At 46.4% G+C, this 16,284-nt stretch carries 15 protein-coding genes and 1 riboswitch; of the genes, 5 read left to right on the top strand and 10 right to left on the bottom strand.

The window, feature by feature from the left end:
* Positions 1 to 8 precede the first annotated feature (8 nt).
* Positions 9 to 560 (bottom strand): GNAT family N-acetyltransferase, encoded by a 552-nt coding sequence (locus MHO32_RS20950; protein WP_017189892.1) that lies wholly within the window; start codon positions 558 to 560, stop codon positions 9 to 11.
* Between the two features lie 231 nt (positions 561 to 791).
* Here MHO32_RS20950 and MHO32_RS20945 point away from each other — a divergent pair, with 231 nt between their 5' ends.
* Together MHO32_RS20945 and MHO32_RS20940 are read left to right on the top strand one after the other, a co-directional pair.
* Positions 792 to 1,886 carry a NapC/NirT family cytochrome c gene (locus tag MHO32_RS20945; RefSeq protein WP_009697286.1) on the top strand — a complete coding sequence of 365 codons (1,095 nt, stop codon included), beginning with the start codon at positions 792 to 794 and terminating at the stop codon, positions 1,884 to 1,886.
* 23 nt (positions 1,887 to 1,909) lie between these two features.
* Positions 1,910 to 4,357, top strand: coding sequence for a molybdopterin guanine dinucleotide-containing S/N-oxide reductase (locus MHO32_RS20940; protein ID WP_009697285.1), 2,448 nt, complete (start codon positions 1,910 to 1,912; stop codon positions 4,355 to 4,357).
* A 78-nt stretch (positions 4,358 to 4,435) separates the two neighbouring features.
* On the opposite strand, the gene MHO32_RS20935 is transcribed toward MHO32_RS20940, so the two are convergent.
* From MHO32_RS20935 to thiD, 8 genes are all read right to left on the bottom strand, one after another.
* Positions 4,436 to 5,161, bottom strand: a complete 726-nt coding sequence (locus MHO32_RS20935) for a phosphatase PAP2 family protein (protein WP_239213807.1) — start codon at positions 5,159 to 5,161, stop codon at positions 4,436 to 4,438.
* Positions 5,162 to 5,349: 188 nt separating this feature from the next.
* Complete coding sequence (gene thiE / locus MHO32_RS20930) at positions 5,350 to 5,964, bottom strand: thiamine phosphate synthase (RefSeq protein ID WP_005449518.1); 615 nt, start codon at positions 5,962 to 5,964, stop codon at positions 5,350 to 5,352.
* A 64-nt stretch (positions 5,965 to 6,028) separates the two neighbouring features.
* On the bottom strand, positions 6,029 to 6,820 hold the full coding sequence (gene thiM / locus MHO32_RS20925; RefSeq protein WP_239213805.1) for a hydroxyethylthiazole kinase: 792 nt from the start codon (positions 6,818 to 6,820) through the stop codon (positions 6,029 to 6,031).
* 12 nt (positions 6,821 to 6,832) lie between these two features.
* On the bottom strand, positions 6,833 to 7,501 hold the full coding sequence (gene tenA / locus MHO32_RS20920; protein WP_239213803.1) for a thiaminase II: 669 nt from the start codon (positions 7,499 to 7,501) through the stop codon (positions 6,833 to 6,835).
* A 54-nt stretch (positions 7,502 to 7,555) separates the two neighbouring features.
* Positions 7,556 to 8,506: an ABC transporter substrate-binding protein gene (locus MHO32_RS20915; protein ID WP_239213801.1), complete on the bottom strand. Its 951-nt coding sequence runs from the start codon at positions 8,504 to 8,506 to the stop codon at positions 7,556 to 7,558.
* 47 nt (positions 8,507 to 8,553) lie between these two features.
* Positions 8,554 to 9,354, bottom strand: a complete 801-nt coding sequence (locus MHO32_RS20910) for an ABC transporter permease (RefSeq protein WP_050906726.1) — start codon at positions 9,352 to 9,354, stop codon at positions 8,554 to 8,556.
* On the bottom strand, positions 9,347 to 10,102 hold the full coding sequence (locus MHO32_RS20905) for an ABC transporter ATP-binding protein (RefSeq protein ID WP_132698148.1): 756 nt from the start codon (positions 10,100 to 10,102) through the stop codon (positions 9,347 to 9,349). Before MHO32_RS20905 ends, MHO32_RS20910 begins: the two co-directional genes overlap by 8 nt.
* Complete coding sequence (gene thiD / locus MHO32_RS20900; protein ID WP_045485737.1) at positions 10,092 to 10,964, bottom strand: bifunctional hydroxymethylpyrimidine kinase/phosphomethylpyrimidine kinase; 873 nt, start codon at positions 10,962 to 10,964, stop codon at positions 10,092 to 10,094. The genes MHO32_RS20905 and thiD overlap by 11 nt, the downstream gene beginning before the upstream one ends.
* A gap of 109 nt (positions 10,965 to 11,073) precedes the next feature.
* Positions 11,074 to 11,184, bottom strand: a riboswitch (TPP riboswitch).
* A gap of 480 nt (positions 11,185 to 11,664) precedes the next feature.
* On the opposite strand from thiD, the gene MHO32_RS20895 reads away from it, so the two are divergent.
* Positions 11,665 to 13,050: a TldD/PmbA family protein gene (locus MHO32_RS20895; RefSeq protein ID WP_009697276.1), complete on the top strand. Its 1,386-nt coding sequence runs from the start codon at positions 11,665 to 11,667 to the stop codon at positions 13,048 to 13,050.
* Entirely contained in the window at positions 13,050 to 14,393 is a 1,344-nt protein-coding gene (locus tag MHO32_RS20890) for a TldD/PmbA family protein (RefSeq protein WP_017189903.1), read from the top strand. The genes MHO32_RS20895 and MHO32_RS20890 overlap by 1 nt, the downstream gene beginning before the upstream one ends.
* A 67-nt stretch (positions 14,394 to 14,460) precedes the next feature.
* Here MHO32_RS20890 and trmY read toward each other — a convergent pair whose 3' ends face one another.
* Positions 14,461 to 15,060 (bottom strand): tRNA (pseudouridine(54)-N(1))-methyltransferase TrmY, encoded by a 600-nt coding sequence (trmY, locus tag MHO32_RS20885; protein ID WP_005374282.1) that lies wholly within the window; start codon positions 15,058 to 15,060, stop codon positions 14,461 to 14,463.
* Between the two features lie 158 nt (positions 15,061 to 15,218).
* On the opposite strand from trmY, the gene MHO32_RS20880 reads away from it, so the two are divergent.
* Positions 15,219 to 15,743, top strand: coding sequence for a DUF3087 domain-containing protein (locus MHO32_RS20880; RefSeq protein ID WP_005449505.1), 525 nt, complete (start codon positions 15,219 to 15,221; stop codon positions 15,741 to 15,743).
* The last annotated feature ends 541 nt before the right edge of the window (positions 15,744 to 16,284 follow it).

Here is a 16,284-nt window from a genome sequence, read left to right as displayed (position 1 = left end):
AGTTAATATTATTTTTGTAATGAATAGAGCCTATCAGCGTACTTTTTCCCACCGATTTCATAGGCTTCAGGGATGATTTCAGTAAGTTTAAATCCGCACTTTTCCAGTACTCGCTCAGAGCCAATGTTACCTTCCGTCACGGTGGCAGAAAACTCAGAGATATTGTGCTGGTTAAATGCCCAATCAATTACACCCGCAAGAGATTCGGTACCAAATTGTTTACCGTAAAACTCTGGCAACAACAAATATCCGACCTCAGCAATCCCATTTTGCAGTACAAAGCCAGTGATACCGATTGGCTGTGAACTGTGTTTTTCATAAATCACCAAACATAACCAATGTTCACTTTGGGGAGTCCATATTGGCAGACGCGATTCAAATTTCTGTCTCATGTCAGCTTCTGTTGGTGGATCAAAACAAAGAGCAATGATTTCTGGATCACTGGATAGACGTCGATAGAGATCCCAATTGTCTTGAGTGAGCGGTTTTAGCTCGGTTCTTGGGGTAGAAATAGATTGAGATAGCACGTGCGATTCGCCTCCATGTGATCGAGTTTTCATATTTCACACAAACATATCAAAAGTGCTTTGATAAACAACATCTATCGTTATGGCGAATACGTCTGGTCAAGAAAGATTTTTTTAAAAAATGGAATATGGTAAGGAGCCTCTCAATAACGAAAAATAAGTCACCACATAGAGAATAGGCATGACTCAGATCAAGTCGAAATTACTACTAAAGGGGTAAATATGCGACAAAGCATGTAACTTTGTGAGTATTTATTTCTAATTATGTCAATTAAAAAACGTTATATCGCCGCAATGGTGGCAGTGGGTATTGGTGTGGGCTGGCTAACTTTAGGCGGCACCGCAGCAGTGATGCATTACACATCGGACACTGAGTTTTGTCTTTCTTGTCACTCTATGGAAATTCCATACAAAGAGTATCAAGGCTCAGTGCACTTCAGTAACGCTAAAGGTATTCGAGCTGAGTGTTCAGACTGTCATATTCCGAAAGAGCCAATGGATTACTTGATCACTAAGATCCGTGCCTCAAAAGACATTTACCACGAGTTTGTGACTGGCAAGATCGATACGCCTGAGAAGTACGAAGCACATCGTACTGAACTTGCCGAGATGGTTTGGGCGCAGTTCCGAGAAAATGATTCGGCAACCTGTCGCTCTTGCCACGATTTCGATGCAATGGAAGAGTTCGAGCAATCACGTGACGCGGCGAAGATGCACGCTTACGGTAAAGCGAATGACCAAACGTGTATCGACTGTCACAAAGGTGTAGCGCACTTTGCTCCAGAAGCGGAACTTGATAGCAAAGCGTTTGAAACACTGATGAGCTTCACAACCAAGACAGCAGCAGATGCGAAAGTGGTTTATCCAGTGACGTCTATCAGCATGGGTGACTTTGGTACGGTGAACCCAACAACCAAGCTGGACGTTGTGAAAGCTGAGGGAGACAACCGCACGGTTAAGATCAACGCATTCCAAATGAAAGGTGCAGAACAAGTGCTTTACATGGGTGAAGGTCAACGTGCGATTGTCGCAACACTATCTGAACAAGGTCAACAAGCAGTTGAAGCTGGTGAGTTCAAGGCAGATGTATATGGCAACGAGTGGCGCCCTGTCACTCTAACGGCAACGATTGATTCTCCAGTCGTTGATACGCTAGAGCCAGTTTGGTCATACGCGGAAGAGTTGGACAACGTTTACTGTGCAACTTGCCACGCGAAAATTCCTTCAAATCACTTTACTGTGAACGCATGGGGTCCTGTAGCGAAGAGTATGGGTGATCGCACTGATATTTCAGCAGAAAACCTAGAAATTTTGACTAAGTTCTTCCAGCACCACGCGAAAGATGTGGTTGGTCACTAATAGATAAATAGAAGGATAAGATTATGACTAATTTAACTCGTCGCGGATTTCTAAAAGGCACTGGTCTAACTGCTGGTGCTCTAGCTTTCACTTCATTGACGCCAATGAGCGCGCTAGCGTCCGATAAGCGTGGTTCAGGTGTACTCACAGCGGGTCGCATGGGTCCAATGTTATGTGAAGTGAAAGACGGTAAGCTGGTTTCTACCACGAACGCATTGCCACAAACGGTACCAAACAGTCTTCAAACTACGGGGCCTGACCAAGTTCATACTAAAGCTCGTGTTAAGTACCCAATGGTACGTAAAGGCTATTTGGCAAACCCATCTGCACCAGAGGGTGTGCGCGGTAGTGATGAATTCGTTCGCGTGTCTTGGGATGAAGTTTACAAACTGATTCACGAACAACACATGCGCATTCGCAAAGAGCATGGTGCTGAATCGGTGTTTGCTGGTTCTTATGGTTGGCGTTCAAGTGGCGTATTGCACAAAGCGCAAACGCTTCTACAGCGCTATATGAGCATGGCAGGCGGTTATTCAGGTCACCTTGGTGACTACTCTACAGGTGCAGCGCAGGTGATCATGCCGCACGTGGTAGGTTCTATTGAAGTATACGAACAGCAAACCACTTACCCTGTGGTTCTTGAGCACAGTGACGTTGTGGTGCTTTGGGGTCTTAACCCAATCAATACCCTAAAAATCGCTTGGAGCTCAACAGACTGTGCGGGTCTTGAGTTCTTCCACCAGCTTAAGAAGTCAGGTAAGACGGTTATCGCTATCGACCCAATGCGTTCAGAAACCATCGAGTTCTTCGGCGAAAACGCAGAATGGATCGCTCCGCATCCTATGACGGATGTGGCAATGATGATGGGTATCGCACATACACTTGTGAAACAAGGTAAGCACGACAAAGAATTTTTAGCGAAATACACTACAGGCTACGACGTATTCGAAGCTTACCTAATGGGTAAAGAAGACGGCGTTGAGAAATCTGCAGAGTGGGCATCTAAGATTTGTGGCGTGCCAGTTAAGCAACTTGAGCTACTTGCAGACATCTTCAGCAAAAACCGCACAATGCTGATGGCGGGCTGGGGTATGCAGCGCCAACAATACGGAGAGCAACGCCACTGGATGCTAGTGACGCTAGCAACTATGCTGGGTCAAATTGGTTTACCGGGTGGTGGTTTTGGCTTCTCTTACCATTACTCAAACGGTGGTAACCCTGCACGTGATGCGGGTGTGCTTCCTGCGATTTCAGCATCACTAGGTGGCGGATCTTCTGCGGGTAACGATTGGGCGGTTTCTGGCTCTGTTAATGCGTTCCCAGTAGCACGTATTGTTGAAGCGTTAGAAAACCCAGGAATGAGCTACCATCATAATGGTCATGACTTAACGTTCCCTGAGATCAAGATGATTTGGTGGGCAGGCGGTGCGAACTTTACTCACCACCAAGATACCAACCGTTTGATCAAAGCGTGGCAAAAACCAGAGCTTATCGTTATCTCTGAACCATACTGGACAGCGGCAGCGAAGCACGCGGATATTGTTCTACCTATCACCACATCGTTTGAGCGTAACGATATGACCATGACAGGTGACTACAGTAACCAACACCTAGTACCAATGAAGCAAGTGGTAGAGCCTCAAGGTGAAGCTCGTAACGACTTTGATGTATTTGCGGATATGGCAGAATTGCTTGCTCCGGGTGGACGTGATGTTTACACCGAAGGCAAAACGGAAATGGAATGGCTGTATGGCTTCTATAAAGCAGCGCAGCAAGGCGGTCGTGGTCAACGCATCGCAATGCCAAACTTCAGCAAATTCTGGGAAGATAATCAGTTGATCGAAATGAAGTGGAACGAGAAGAACGCGCAGTTTGTACGTTACGCTGAATTCCGTGAAAACCCAATCATGAGCCCACTAGGTACGCCAAGTGGTAAGTTCGAGATCTTCTCTAAGACAATTGAAGGCTACCAGTTAGAAGACTGTCCTCCGCACCCAACTTGGATGGAGCCAACAGAATACACGGGCAATGCCACTGATGGTGAGCTTCAGCTAATGACGGCGCACGCCGCGCATCGACTGCACAGCCAGTTCAACTATGCGAAGATTCGTGAAGAGTACGCGATTGCTGATCGTGAGCCGATTTCTATCCACCCAGAAGATGCAAAAGCGCGAGGTATTAAGACCGGTGATCTTGTTCGTGCCTTTAATGGTCGCGGTCAAGTTCTGGTGGGGGCATTGGTTACTGATGGCATCAAGCAAGGTTCTGTTTGTATTCACGAAGGTGGTTGGCCAGATCTAGATCCGAAAACAGGCATCTGTAAAAACGGTGGTTGTAATGTTCTAACGCTAGATATTCCGACTTCTCGTCTTGCGAATGGTTGTGCGGCAAACTCTGCGTTGGTTCGTATCGAGAAATACGAAGGACCAATCCTTGAGCTAACGGCATTTACACCACCTAAGAATGCTTAGTCTTAGTTTAGAATCCAATGTTTAAAATGAACGAAGCCAGCAAGTTGCTGGCTTCTTTTTATCTATTTTTTAAGACTTCTACTTGGTTGCTAAGGCAACGAAAGGCGCTTTTTTTGTAATTTGAAATGTAGGCAGTAAGGTAAATAACACAGCGACAAACACCACTGAACCAATCAAATCCTCAATTCTGTGCATGCCTAGCCACAAACGGCTGTACGCTACGCCCATAGCCCACACCCACAAAGTTGCAGCAGAAAAATAGCACTTATTCTGCAAAAATAACCCACCGAAGAAGGCTAAACAGATTGAAACGAAAATCGTATGACCAGATGGGAAAGAGTAATCTTTTTCACCTTGCCAGTGGCGAGTGCGCCATTCGCTGACTTTCTCAGAAATCTGCCCAATCACATTCGCTTGCTGAGCGGTTTCTAGTTGATAAAACGCTTCTGGATGTTCAATTAATTGCTCTGCAGCAAGCAATTCGGTGTAGGGACGTGGGCTTTCTGTCATTAGCTTCAAGCCTGTTTTGCTGGCAAAACCAATCACCAGTAGCAACCCCAGCATCGACAGTTTTTGCATCCAGTCGGTGCGAGATGGTTTAAAGCGGTAAAGGGACAGCACCAACAACGTCAAGGTAATTAAAAAGCCTTTGCTGCCTGCAGAGTCTGTCAGCAAGGTGAATAGGATGCCAGTACCATCAGAAACGTGAGAAGTAAGATCGTGGAACGAGGCAAACAGCGAAAGCGGGATGATGCCAAGAATGAACAAGGCGAGCATCATCAAACCATATTTTTTTGTTTTCATGAAAAGTCATACAGCAGTCGAAAATAGGCGGCTATCTTACGACAGTCGATGTGAAAAACTTATCAACGCTCTGTCAATTCGAATGTGAAAGTGACATTGCAGGTCTTCGCTGTGAAAGGATGGACTGTTGAAAGTTTTGAGAGTCGAACGCGCTCATCCATAAGCGCGTTGTTCAGGAACCGAGAAGGTTAGCTCATCAAACCCAATAGGTACTCTGATGCGGTTTTTGGATCATCAGCATGGCAAATTGCTGAAACCAAAGCTAAGCCATGAACACCAGTGGCGCTAAGCTGCGGAATGTTACTCTCGTTAATGCCGCCAATGGCAACAATCGGCAGTGAAGTCGTCTCTAACGCCATTTTCAAACCATCAATACCCCAGTGTTTTTTTGTGTTGGTTTTGGTTGGCGTCGCGAATATTGCGCTCAAACCGATGTAATCAATCGGCAGAGAGTCGGCTTCTGCAAGCTGCTCTTCATTTTCGATAGATAAACCGAGAATTTTGTTTGGTCCGATCAACTCACGAGCAATGATTGCTGGCATGTCTGATTGCCCAAGGTGGACCCCATCAGCATCGACAGCCAGTGCGACATCTACGCGGTCATTGACGATCAAAGGCACATCGGTATCTTTAAGGATGTCTTTCACGGCTTGAGCTCGTTCGATAAACGCACGCACATCACCGTGTTTTTCGCGGACTTGTACCATAGTCACGCCACCTTCCACCGCTTTTCTCACAACACGCTTTAATGTGGCTAAATCTTGTTGGTCATCGGTGACCAAATATAAACGATAGGCGTTCATTGGGTTTCCTTTAAGCCTCTCATTGAAAGAGGATTGAGAGGCTAGTGTTAAAAGAGATAAAAGCTTATTGCACGTGCAGTTTGAGGCGCTTCGCCAATGTTTCTTCATCCAACTGGTAAAGCTCATCCAACAGGTTCATTTGCAGGCTACCTGGACCACGAGCTTGTTCCGCTGCAATCTCGCCAACAACACCTAGTACCGCTGCTGCTGCGAGACCAGTGTCATCACCAACGGCAGCAAAAGCGCCCGTTAGTGCCGTGAGCGTACAGCCCATTCCTGTTACGTATGGCATCATCTCGTGACCATTGTTTAGTTGCACGGTTTGCCCTTTCGTGACGATGTAATCGGTCTCGCCAGAAATCACCACGCTTGCATCATACTCTGTGACTAAGAAGTTGGCTGCACCAAGTGCTATGTCGCTGCTGTCTAACGCATCGACGCCTTTGCTTTGTGCTTGCTCGCCAGCGAGTGCAATGATTTCTGAGGCGTTACCACGAATGATGAGTTTGTCTGCAAGGCGTGCGATCTCACGTGATGTCTCTGTACGTAGTGAGCTTGCTCCGCAACCGACAGGGTCGAGTACAACGATTTTACCATTGGCATTGGCTTGTTCTACGGCATAGCTCATACGCGGTGTCCAAACGCTGTCTAGGGTTCCAATGTTGATAACCAATGCGCCAGCGAACGACATCATCTCTGCCATTTCCTGCTTGGAGTGCGCCATGATTGGAGAAGCGCCGATAGCCAATAGCGCGTTTGCCGTGTTGTTCATCACCACGTAGTTAGTGATGTTGACGACTAATGGCTTTTGCTGGCGTACTGCGGTTAATGCTTGGGTGATTTGTTCAATTAACATGAGACTCTCCGATTAATCTTGCTGAGCATTCAGACCTTGTTGCCAGAATGCCACTTCCATACGCGTTGCAGTTTTGAATACCTGAATCAGGTTTTGACCACGCTGGCTATTGATGTCGATTTCCGCCAATAACTGGTTAAAGTGTTCTGCACCTTTTACGACACCAGATTGGAACTCTTCACCACCGTAGAGGTTGATCCAACTTGCGTATGAGTTGCCTTCGATTACTGTCTTTTCATCTTCAATCAGCATCTTACCGATAACGGCATAACCGATAGAGCATGGCGCTAGTGCCGCGTATAGATCAACAAGATCGCCCGTCATGCCGGCATCCAATACGTAGCGGGTGTAAGCCACAGTGCCGAAATCTTCCGGCTCGTTTTCTAGGTCGGATTCCGTCAGCCCCCATTGCTCACAGTAAGTCACGTGGTGGGCGATTTCAGAATCGAGCAATGCATGTACGCTTGGGAGAGCGCGGCGCATGTCATCCAAAGTACGCGCTTTGTAGATCGCTAATGCGTAAGCTCGTGCGTACTGCTTTAGGAACAGAAAATCCTGCTTTAGATAGTGCAGAAAACAAGGTTGAGCCAGAGTGCCTTGCGCCAATTGCAGCACGAAAGCATGCTCGGTGTATTCTTGCCAATCTTGGTGGCAAGCGTCGATCAAGTCTTGGTATTTCATTATGGATATCTCGTTATCAAAAGACCTTAGGCTTTGAGCCTAAGGTCAGTAGAATTAGTCAAAGCTCGGTACGTAATCTTTCGCTTTTGGCAGTGTCTCGATGATTTTTTGTGAATACATGAATTCGGCATAATCATCGTAGCGCTTCAGATCTACTGCAGATGGACGAAGAGCGAAACGAGTTAGCGTGTCATTCCAAGCGCGTTGGTTAAGCTCGTTGTTGAGGGTGTCTGGTGAATAAGCCACAAACTCTTTCCAAGATTCTTTTGGATGGTTAACGATGTAAGTGGTCGCTTGCTCCAGTGCTTTGTTGAATGCCTTGATGGCTTCTTTGTCGTAGGTTTTTGCATTGGCTACGAAGACTAACTCGTCATACGCTGGCACGCCGTGTTCTTCAGGGAAGAAGGCTTTAGCTTTATAACCTTCTAGTGCCAGTTGGTTAGTTTCGAAGTTACGTAGACCGCCCCAAATCGCATCCACCTTGCCAGACGCAAGAGACGAAGATAGCGCCCAACCTACGTTGATGATTTGTACGTCAGAAAACTTCACGTTCTCTTGAGCTAACATAGTGCCGATTGTTGCTTCTTCGTTGCCTGCGATCGCAATACCGATCTTCTTACCTTTCAAGTCGCCAAGGTTTTCATTCTTACCGTTATCCAACACCATCAGAGTGTTGAGTGGCGTAGCAATCAAAGTCGCAGAGCGGACTAGTGGCAAACCAGCTGCGACATCGATAGTTAGGCTCGGTTGGTATGAAATCGCCATGTCGACCTTGCCAGCAGCGACCAACTTAGGTGGTGTACTTGGATCTGCAGGCTCTTGAATGTTGACCTTCAAACCTTGTTCTTTGAAGTAACCGCGCTCTTTAGCAATCACGATAGGACCATGGTTTGGATTGACGAACCAATCCAACATCAATGTCATCTCTTTTTCAGCTGCAAGCACGTTGGTTGATACCACTGAAGCGAGTAGAGCAGCAGCGCTCATAAGTTTGTTTTTATTCACGGGGTTCTTCCTTTTCTTTCCCAATTTCCTTTGGTTATTTTCTGCAATTACTTGCTTTCCCAAGGGATGGCTTTTTTCAATAATTTATCGGTGATGAAGTAGAGTGAGATAGACAGTACGGCGAGGATAAACAGCGCCGCAAACATCTCATCAATGATCATGCGAGCGTTGGCTTGGAGCATCAGATAACCCAAGCCTTCACTTGAACCTACCCACTCACCGACCACTGCTCCAATTGGCGCAATAACGACGGCAACACGAATACCTGAGGCTAAAGTTGGTAGGGCGGCTGGCAATTGAATATGACGAAGTAGCTGCCATTTAGACGCACCCATGGTCTTGGCAAGATCGAGGTAACCTGTTGGTGTATTGCGTAAGCCGTCGTAACAACATGTTGTGACGGGAAAAAAGATGATGATCGCCGCCATAACAACTTTTGAAGCAATGCCGTAACCCAGCCAAAGCATGAGCACTGGCGCGATGGCGAACACAGGGATCGCTTGGCTAGCAATCAGAATGGGCAGTAACCAACGCTTCAGCGGCTCGAACATCAGCATTTGCAATGCGAACAGCAAACCCATCGATAATCCAAGCGCCAAACCAAGTAAAATCTCTTGCGCGGTAACCCAAGTATGTTTGAGCAAGACATCGTAACGAGTGACCAATCTATCCAGCACTTCAATAGGTGAAGGTAAGATGAAGCTTGGCATATCGAATATCACCACGACCAACTGCCACAATCCCAAGATCACCGCAGTGCTTATGACCAAGCGCAGAGCCGGATGGGTCACGCGTTCTTTTTTATTAATACGTGCCGAAACGGAGTTGTACTGAGTCATATCACTCATAGTCCTTCTCCAGTTGATCCAAAATCGCTTGTTGTAGCGCCGCGCACTCTCCATCGAGAACTCGTGGCGGCTTGGAGTCTGGAACGACCAAGTGCTGAGCTTGCGCAGGCGTGCCTTGCAACACATAGAGTTGGTGAGCTAATCGCACCGCTTCTTGTGGGTCGTGGGTAATCAGAACAACCGTCTTATCTTTCAGTAATTCGGCAGACAAGGTTTGCAACTTATGACGAGTAACCGCGTCCAGTGCAGAGAAAGGCTCATCCATCAGAACTAGAGGCTTGTCTTGCATCAGAGTGCGAGCAAGGGCAACGCGCTGTCTCATGCCGCCAGAGAGCTGAGCAGGCTTAGCATCAGCGTAATCGGCGAGTCCTACTTGGTTTAGTAAAGTCAGTGCGCGTTGTTTATTTTGCTCTGGTGATTGGTCTTGAGAAAATCGAGAACTGAGGCAGACGTTGTCTAACACATTTAACCACGGTAACAACAAGTCTTGTTGTGCCATGTAAGCGATTCGTTCGTGTAGGGCGATGCCATCCGTGGTGGTTAATTCACCATGCCATTCGACTTTGTCGTCTAACAACCCCGCTAGATAACGAAGGATCGTCGTTTTTCCGCAACCACTGCGGCCAAGTAACACCGTCCATTGATTAGCAGGGATAGTCATACTCAACCCTGCTAATGTTGGTGTTTGGCTGTCTTTGTATTGCAGACTTGCTTCGTTAAGCTGAATGCCGAGTGCATTAGCGCACATGCGTGTGACCTGCAAAAAAATGGTTCACAGGACCATGACCTTTACCTACATCCAATTCGTCAGCGTGCGCGATAGCTTGGCTGATGTACTGCTTACCAAGGTGCACCGCTTTGTGCAGATTGTTGCCTTGACCAAGGTAAGACGCGATAGCAGAAGACAGCGTGCAGCCTGTGCCATGGGTGTTTTTGGTTGGAAAGCGTTTAGCGCTGATTAACTCGGCGCTGTCTTGCATGATCAGCAGATCGTTGCTGTTTTCGTCTTTTTCCAGATGACCGCCTTTTAACAGCACCGCTTTTGCCCCTAATGCGCGCAAGTCAGCAATCATATCGTTCATTTCAGATTCTGATTGAGGAACTGGTTTACCTGTCAATGCAGCACCTTCAGGTAGGTTAGGGGTAATGATGTCTGCGAGCGGAATCAATTCTTCTTTTAAAGTGCTGATTGCCGACTGTTCCAGTAATAGATCGCCGCTGGTGGCCACCATAACAGGGTCAATCACGAGGTGTTTTGGCTGGTATTGTTTAATTTTGTCTGCAACGACTTTGATGATATTGGAATCGGCCAGCATGCCCACTTTAACTGCAACGATGTTGAGGTCGGTAAATACCGCATCAAGTTGGCTCTCTACATGGTCGAGAGGGATTGGGAAAATCGCAGAAACGCCTTGGGTATTTTGCGAAGTAATCGCCGTGATTACCGAGCAAGCAAAACTGCCGGTTGCGGACATCGCTTTTATGTCGGCTTGAATGCCTGCGCCGCCACCGCTATCAGAACCTGCAATCGTTAACACAATCGGTGTGTCTGTTGAAGTTGCTGCTTGTGGCTGTGTTGATGGTTTTTCTTGGCTTGACTGCTGCGCCATGGTCGCTCCTATTACAAGACGTACAGGAACTGACTTGGCCAAGCAAGGGAAGATCGGTGATCGGATCCATTGGGCTAGCTGTACTGGTAGAGACTCAAGGCAAGCTAGTGGCAAAGTGATGATAGTTCCCTACGTCAGTGCTAACTGAATCAGGTTCAACGGGTCTCGAATTTCGATCTCAGCCGATGCATTCACTGCATGGGCCCCCCGACTATTTCGTCAAGATAATAGCAGTTCACTCAGTTACGGTGCACGTGTTTTTTATGGCTAGAGAGAGTCATCATTTAAATATGAGAACTGGATTCTCTTCGTAATTAGAGCCCCAGCGTTGTTAACTGCGCTCACTCGCCCAATCACATAGGCTAACTATGCTCATGGGACTCTTTCGCTTGTTGCCTAGCTGGAACCCTTATTATTTTGTGAATCCAACAGCAATGTGGTGGCAGAATTTAGTGTAAATAACGTGCTGCATTGAAACTGGCAGTTCAAGACACTATCTAATAGTGAGATGTCGACATAATACGTAACGATTCGTTCTTTGGTTTAGCAAGGATTAGCATAAAACAAGGTTAAAAAAGTGTTAATATTTAACGCGTTGCCAATATGCTTTTGAGTCATCCAATTTAGGTTGTGACTGTTATACACAAAGTCTAACTCAAAGGTGGGGAAGGCTAGGACGATCAACGAGCAAGGAGATTTCATGCTTAATTCTGTAACAGCGAAAGCGGTGATCGATCATGCCCTCTTTTTAGGGGCTGATTTTGCTGAGCTATTCGTTGAACACCATCAAACCAACACTGTCCAGATCGCATCTGGTGAGGTGGACAAGGTAAACTCGGGTATCGATTTTGGTATCGGTATTCGTCTCTTCTTCGGTCATAAAGTGCTTTACGGTTACACCAACAGCACCGATGAAGCCGAGCTTAAACGCGTAACCTCACTGCTTGCAGCAAAAGACAAGCGTGAGCAAATCGCCTCAGCAGGTTCTCTCAATCTGAACCGCTACCCAATTCAACATGGTTGTCGTATGCCACTTGGCAAAGACGCTAACCTAGATTCTAAAATTGCTTTCTTATTGCAAGTTGACCAAGCCGCACGCGCAGAGAGTGAACATATCAGCCAGTTCATCGGCAGCGTGCTTCAGCGCGAACAGCAAGTGTCTATCTTCAACTCAGAAGGTCTACACGTTGACGATACTCGCCACTACATCCGAGTTGCTGGTAATACCGTCGCTCAAAAAGGTAATGAGCAGTCTTCAGGTATGGAAGGTCCTGGCGCTCTTGCGGGTTGGGAATTCAGTGAACAGCTTGATGCCAAAGAGCTAGGTCAAACTATCGCGCAGCAAGCGTTGGTTAAACTTGGTGCGGATGCTTGTCCATCGGGTGAAATGCCGGTGGTGATTGGTAACGGCTTTGGTGGTGTTATCTTCCATGAAGCATGTGGTCACTTACTAGAAACCACTTCAGTTGCGAAGAAAGCATCAGTCTTCCACGACAAGATGGGCGAAATGGTTGCTCACACCGCAGTGAATGCAGTCGATGATGGCACCATGACCAACGAATGGGGCTCGATTCATGTTGATGATGAAGGCATGAAGACTCAGCGCACCCAATTGATCAAAGACGGTAAGCTTACCAGCTTCATGGTCGATAAAATGGGGGGCATGAAGACAGGTTACGAACCTACGGGGTCTGGTCGTCGTCAAAACTACAAGTTCGCACCAACCTCGCGTATGCGTAACACCTTTATCGAAGAAGGCGAGCATTCACTTGATGACATGCTGACAGGCATCGAGCGTGGTATCTATGCGAAGAAGATGGGCGGCGGCTCGGTTCAACCGGGTACGGGAGAGTTCAACTTTGCCGTTCGTGAAGCTTACCTCATTGAAAATGGTAAAATCACCAAACCTCTGAAAACTGCAACGCTGATCAGCACGGGTCCAAAAGTGCTGAAAGAAATCAGCATGGTCGGCAAAGACATGGCGCTTGCGCCGGGCATGTGTGGTTCCGTGAGTGGTTCAGTGCCAACAACAGTCGGTCAGCCAACGCTGAAAGTAGATAACATTCTGGTAGGAGGCGGTAACTAATGAGCCAAGAACAACAACTTCTTAATGCGGTTGATTACGTCCTATCAGAAGCAAAACGCCAAGGTGCAGAAGCGGACGTCATTGTAAACCGCAACAGCAGCTTTTCTTTGAAAGCGAACCAAGGAAAGCTGGATGAGTACAAAGTAAGCTCAAGCCAAGTTCTGGGTGTTCGTGTTGTGAAAGATGCGCGTGTTGCAACAAGCTATTCTGAGTCGTTAGAGCAACCAAGCTTAGATTTGATGCTGACCAACGCACTGCAAAGCGCTCGCTTTTCCAAGCAAGATGAACATCAGACGATTAGTTGCGTGAACAGCCAAATTGCGACTGATGTTGCTGAGATTTCACAAGAAGATACGACTTCTGTTGATGAAAAAATTGAACTGTCTCTCGCACTTGAGCAAGGCGTAGTCGCTCTACCTCACGCTTCTAGCGCACCTTACAATGGTTACAGCGATGGCGAAACACAACTAATCATTGCCAATACTCAAGGCACATTGTGTCAACACTTCGAGCGCTCGTTCACTTGTTACGCGTATACCTTGTTTGAAAAAGACGGCAAACAGTCAATGGCGGGGAGAATGTCACTTGGTCGCCGTTTTGATGAGTTGAATCCAGCTTACTGTATAGAAGGCGGTTACAACCTTGCTCGAGATCTTCTTGAAGGTGCACCGGTTGCGACGGGTAACTACCCTGCTATCTTCCATATCAATGCGCTAGCAAGTTTATTCGGTGCTTTCGGCAGTGCTTTCTCTGGCGTAAGTGCGATGAAAGGCATTACGCCACTGGGTGATAAGCTTGGTCAACGTGTTGCGAGTGATTTAATTACCTTTACTGATACGGCTTACATGCCAAATGGTATGGCAATCGCAAGTTTTGATAGTGAAGGCTTTGCTACTCAAGACAATGTGATGATTGCTAATGGTGAGTTGAAAACCTTGCTACACAACAGCCAGACCGCAAGTTACTTGGGTGCAGTCTCGACAGCAAGTGCCGCTCGCGGTGCAAAATCGAGCCTAGAAGTATCAGCGAATCACAAAGTGATTGCGACAGGCAACAGTAGTGCGTCAGAAGTAAAAGCGGGTGAGTACCTAGAGTTAGTCGAACTGCAGGGTGTTCACTCTGGCGCGGATGCGGTGAGTGGCGATTTCTCGTTTGGTGCGAGTGGCTTCTTGTGCCGTGATGGTGAGCGCATTCAACCAGTGCGTGGTATCACTGTAGCGGGTAACTTCTACAAGATGCTGCAAGAAGTTGAGGCTGTGGGTGATGCTCAGTTAATTAACGATAGCCGCACTTTCTTCTCGCCAGACGTTCGTTTTGCTCGTTTGAGCATTGGCGGTAAATAACTCCGGCATTCCTATAGAAACAAAAAGAGGACTCAATGGAGTCCTCTTTCTTTGTAACTCGTGAGAATTAAAATTCGCGAATGTCTAACTCATTGTGGATCAATACCACACACTGAGAAGCGAACAGCATCTTAGGACCTAAGCTGATCTTCTCTGTGCCAAGGCGCTTTAAGCTGTTAAAAGACTTCTTCGGCATCGGAATATGGTCAGTTAGCAAGAAACATGGGTTTCCACCGATTTCTGCATCACGAACAAATTCGCCTTTTTTATCCAACATATATAGTTGGTGATCTTCTGCCAGTTCTTGCACTAGGCGTTCAAAGCTGACTGTACGAACGGTGATACCGGGTTCGACTTCACGAAGCTGCTCTTTACCCATACCAACCGAAGCGTCTAAAGCGCGAGCCACCGCTGCAATCAAAGTTGACTCATGGAAGCCGCCAATGTTGGTTATGTCGTTGGAGCGAATGGTAATGGTACGTGAGAAATCTTTTGTGCTTTCTAAAACCAAGTGCACAACCACATCTTCGCGGTGCGATTGAGCAACGAACATAGTGTTCATCATGGTATGAGCAAGAATCTCTGTATGCGCTTCATTACCAACACCTTCTAACAATGCTTTGCTGGTGGTTGGCGCCGCGCGAGCTCGTAAAACAAAAGAGCGCATGAATTTAGCCTCTATATAGGAAGAGTGAATGCGCGAAAGTATATACCCAAGCAGGGAAGGGATGCGAGTTTAATAGCAAATGTGAACTTACTTACAAAGCTTCGATTGTCGTAAGGAGTGTGCTGGTTAGAATAGAGGCAACCTGTTAGGAGCGGTATATGGAAATCAAAAAAATAAACAAACAAGTCTATAGAAAGAAGGTCAACCTAGTGATTGGTGGCTTTGTTGCCTTGCTTGCGATCTCTTCTCTTGCTTTTAGTACTTTATTAATTATCTTGTTCGGTAATACAGATGTAGTACCTGAACAATCGACGGGGAACTTTCATTGGAACTTAATTGGTGTTGTGCTCGCCTTAGCCACTTCACTGTCTTTGTTGAACCAATTCAAAACACGCCCTTATATGGAAGAAGTGTTGTATGTCTGGAAACTCAAGCAACTGCACAACAAGATCTTTCGCAAACTGAAAAGCATTAAAGCCGCTTCTGTTGAGCACGATGTAAAAGCACTGACGATACTTAAGTTCTACTATACGACTCAAAGTCAGGTGTTTGAGTTAGACAACAACACATTAACGATGAGCAGTGTAAATAAAGAATTAGAGGCAATTGAACAAATAGAAGCGGCGCAATCACTGGATCTGGATATCGCTAGCTTTGAAGAGTCTTGGATAGACACATATTGATTGCCTATTTGCTACTTGAAGTTAACAACTAAGTGCTAAAAATAAGCGTTTGAGTGAGATTTCATCACTCAACGCTTTTTTTTAAGTTTTTTTCTAAAAAAGGGTTGCCAAGAAAAATCATCTCCCTATAATGCGCCTCCGTTGTCAGGGCAAAGCGGAAACGCAAAAGCGGTTGGCAATGAGGCGAAAGAAAAAGCTTCTAAAAATTAATTTAAAAAAGTGTTTGACACTAAGAATTAATTCCTTAGAATACGCCTCCGCTTCGATAGCAAAGCTTACGAAGCAAGCTCTTTAACAATATAGACCTATCAATCTGTGTGGGCACTCGTTGATGATAATCCAATTAGAAATTTCTCTTAATAAAGAGCGGTTTCAAATTAGGTTTCAATGAAACGAAGTGACCATTCGAATTGGGGAGCAGCCTTGAGCTGTTTTATTTCACTTTTAAAAGTGAAAACCAATAAGAGCACAGTCAATTCAAACATTACTTATGTAATGTTCAGTATTCATTGAGCCGAACAAAATCTTAAATTGAAGAGTT

Source organism: Vibrio sp. MMH1-50, from assembly GCF_022347645.1.
GTDB lineage: Bacteria > Pseudomonadota > Gammaproteobacteria > Enterobacterales > Vibrionaceae > Vibrio > Vibrio harveyi.
This window is presented reverse-complemented; position numbering and strand designations above follow the sequence as displayed.

Excerpts from the sequence above, each read along its gene's own strand:
- MHO32_RS20945 (WP_009697286.1), top strand. The coding sequence starts at position 792 with ATGTCAATTAAAAAACGTTATATCGCCGCAATGGTGGCAGTGGGTATT.
- MHO32_RS20890 (WP_017189903.1), top strand. The coding sequence starts at position 13,050 with ATGAGCCAAGAACAACAACTTCTTAATGCGGTTGATTACGTCCTATCA.
- MHO32_RS20895 (WP_009697276.1), top strand. The coding sequence starts at position 11,665 with ATGCTTAATTCTGTAACAGCGAAAGCGGTGATCGATCATGCCCTCTTT.
- thiM (WP_239213805.1), bottom strand. The coding sequence starts at position 6,820 with ATGTTAATTGAACAAATCACCCAAGCATTAACCGCAGTACGCCAGCAA.
- trmY (WP_005374282.1), bottom strand. The coding sequence starts at position 15,060 with ATGCGCTCTTTTGTTTTACGAGCTCGCGCGGCGCCAACCACCAGCAAA.
- MHO32_RS20905 (WP_132698148.1), bottom strand. The coding sequence starts at position 10,102 with ATGTGCGCTAATGCACTCGGCATTCAGCTTAACGAAGCAAGTCTGCAA.
- MHO32_RS20910 (WP_050906726.1), bottom strand. The coding sequence starts at position 9,354 with ATGAGTGATATGACTCAGTACAACTCCGTTTCGGCACGTATTAATAAA.
- MHO32_RS20880 (WP_005449505.1), top strand. The coding sequence starts at position 15,219 with ATGGAAATCAAAAAAATAAACAAACAAGTCTATAGAAAGAAGGTCAAC.
- MHO32_RS20935 (WP_239213807.1), bottom strand. The coding sequence starts at position 5,161 with ATGAAAACAAAAAAATATGGTTTGATGATGCTCGCCTTGTTCATTCTT.
- thiE (WP_005449518.1), bottom strand. The coding sequence starts at position 5,964 with ATGAACGCCTATCGTTTATATTTGGTCACCGATGACCAACAAGATTTA.
- MHO32_RS20950 (WP_017189892.1), bottom strand. The coding sequence starts at position 560 with ATGAAAACTCGATCACATGGAGGCGAATCGCACGTGCTATCTCAATCT.
- tenA (WP_239213803.1), bottom strand. The coding sequence starts at position 7,501 with ATGAAATACCAAGACTTGATCGACGCTTGCCACCAAGATTGGCAAGAA.
- thiD (WP_045485737.1), bottom strand. The coding sequence starts at position 10,964 with ATGGCGCAGCAGTCAAGCCAAGAAAAACCATCAACACAGCCACAAGCA.
- MHO32_RS20940 (WP_009697285.1), top strand. The coding sequence starts at position 1,910 with ATGACTAATTTAACTCGTCGCGGATTTCTAAAAGGCACTGGTCTAACT.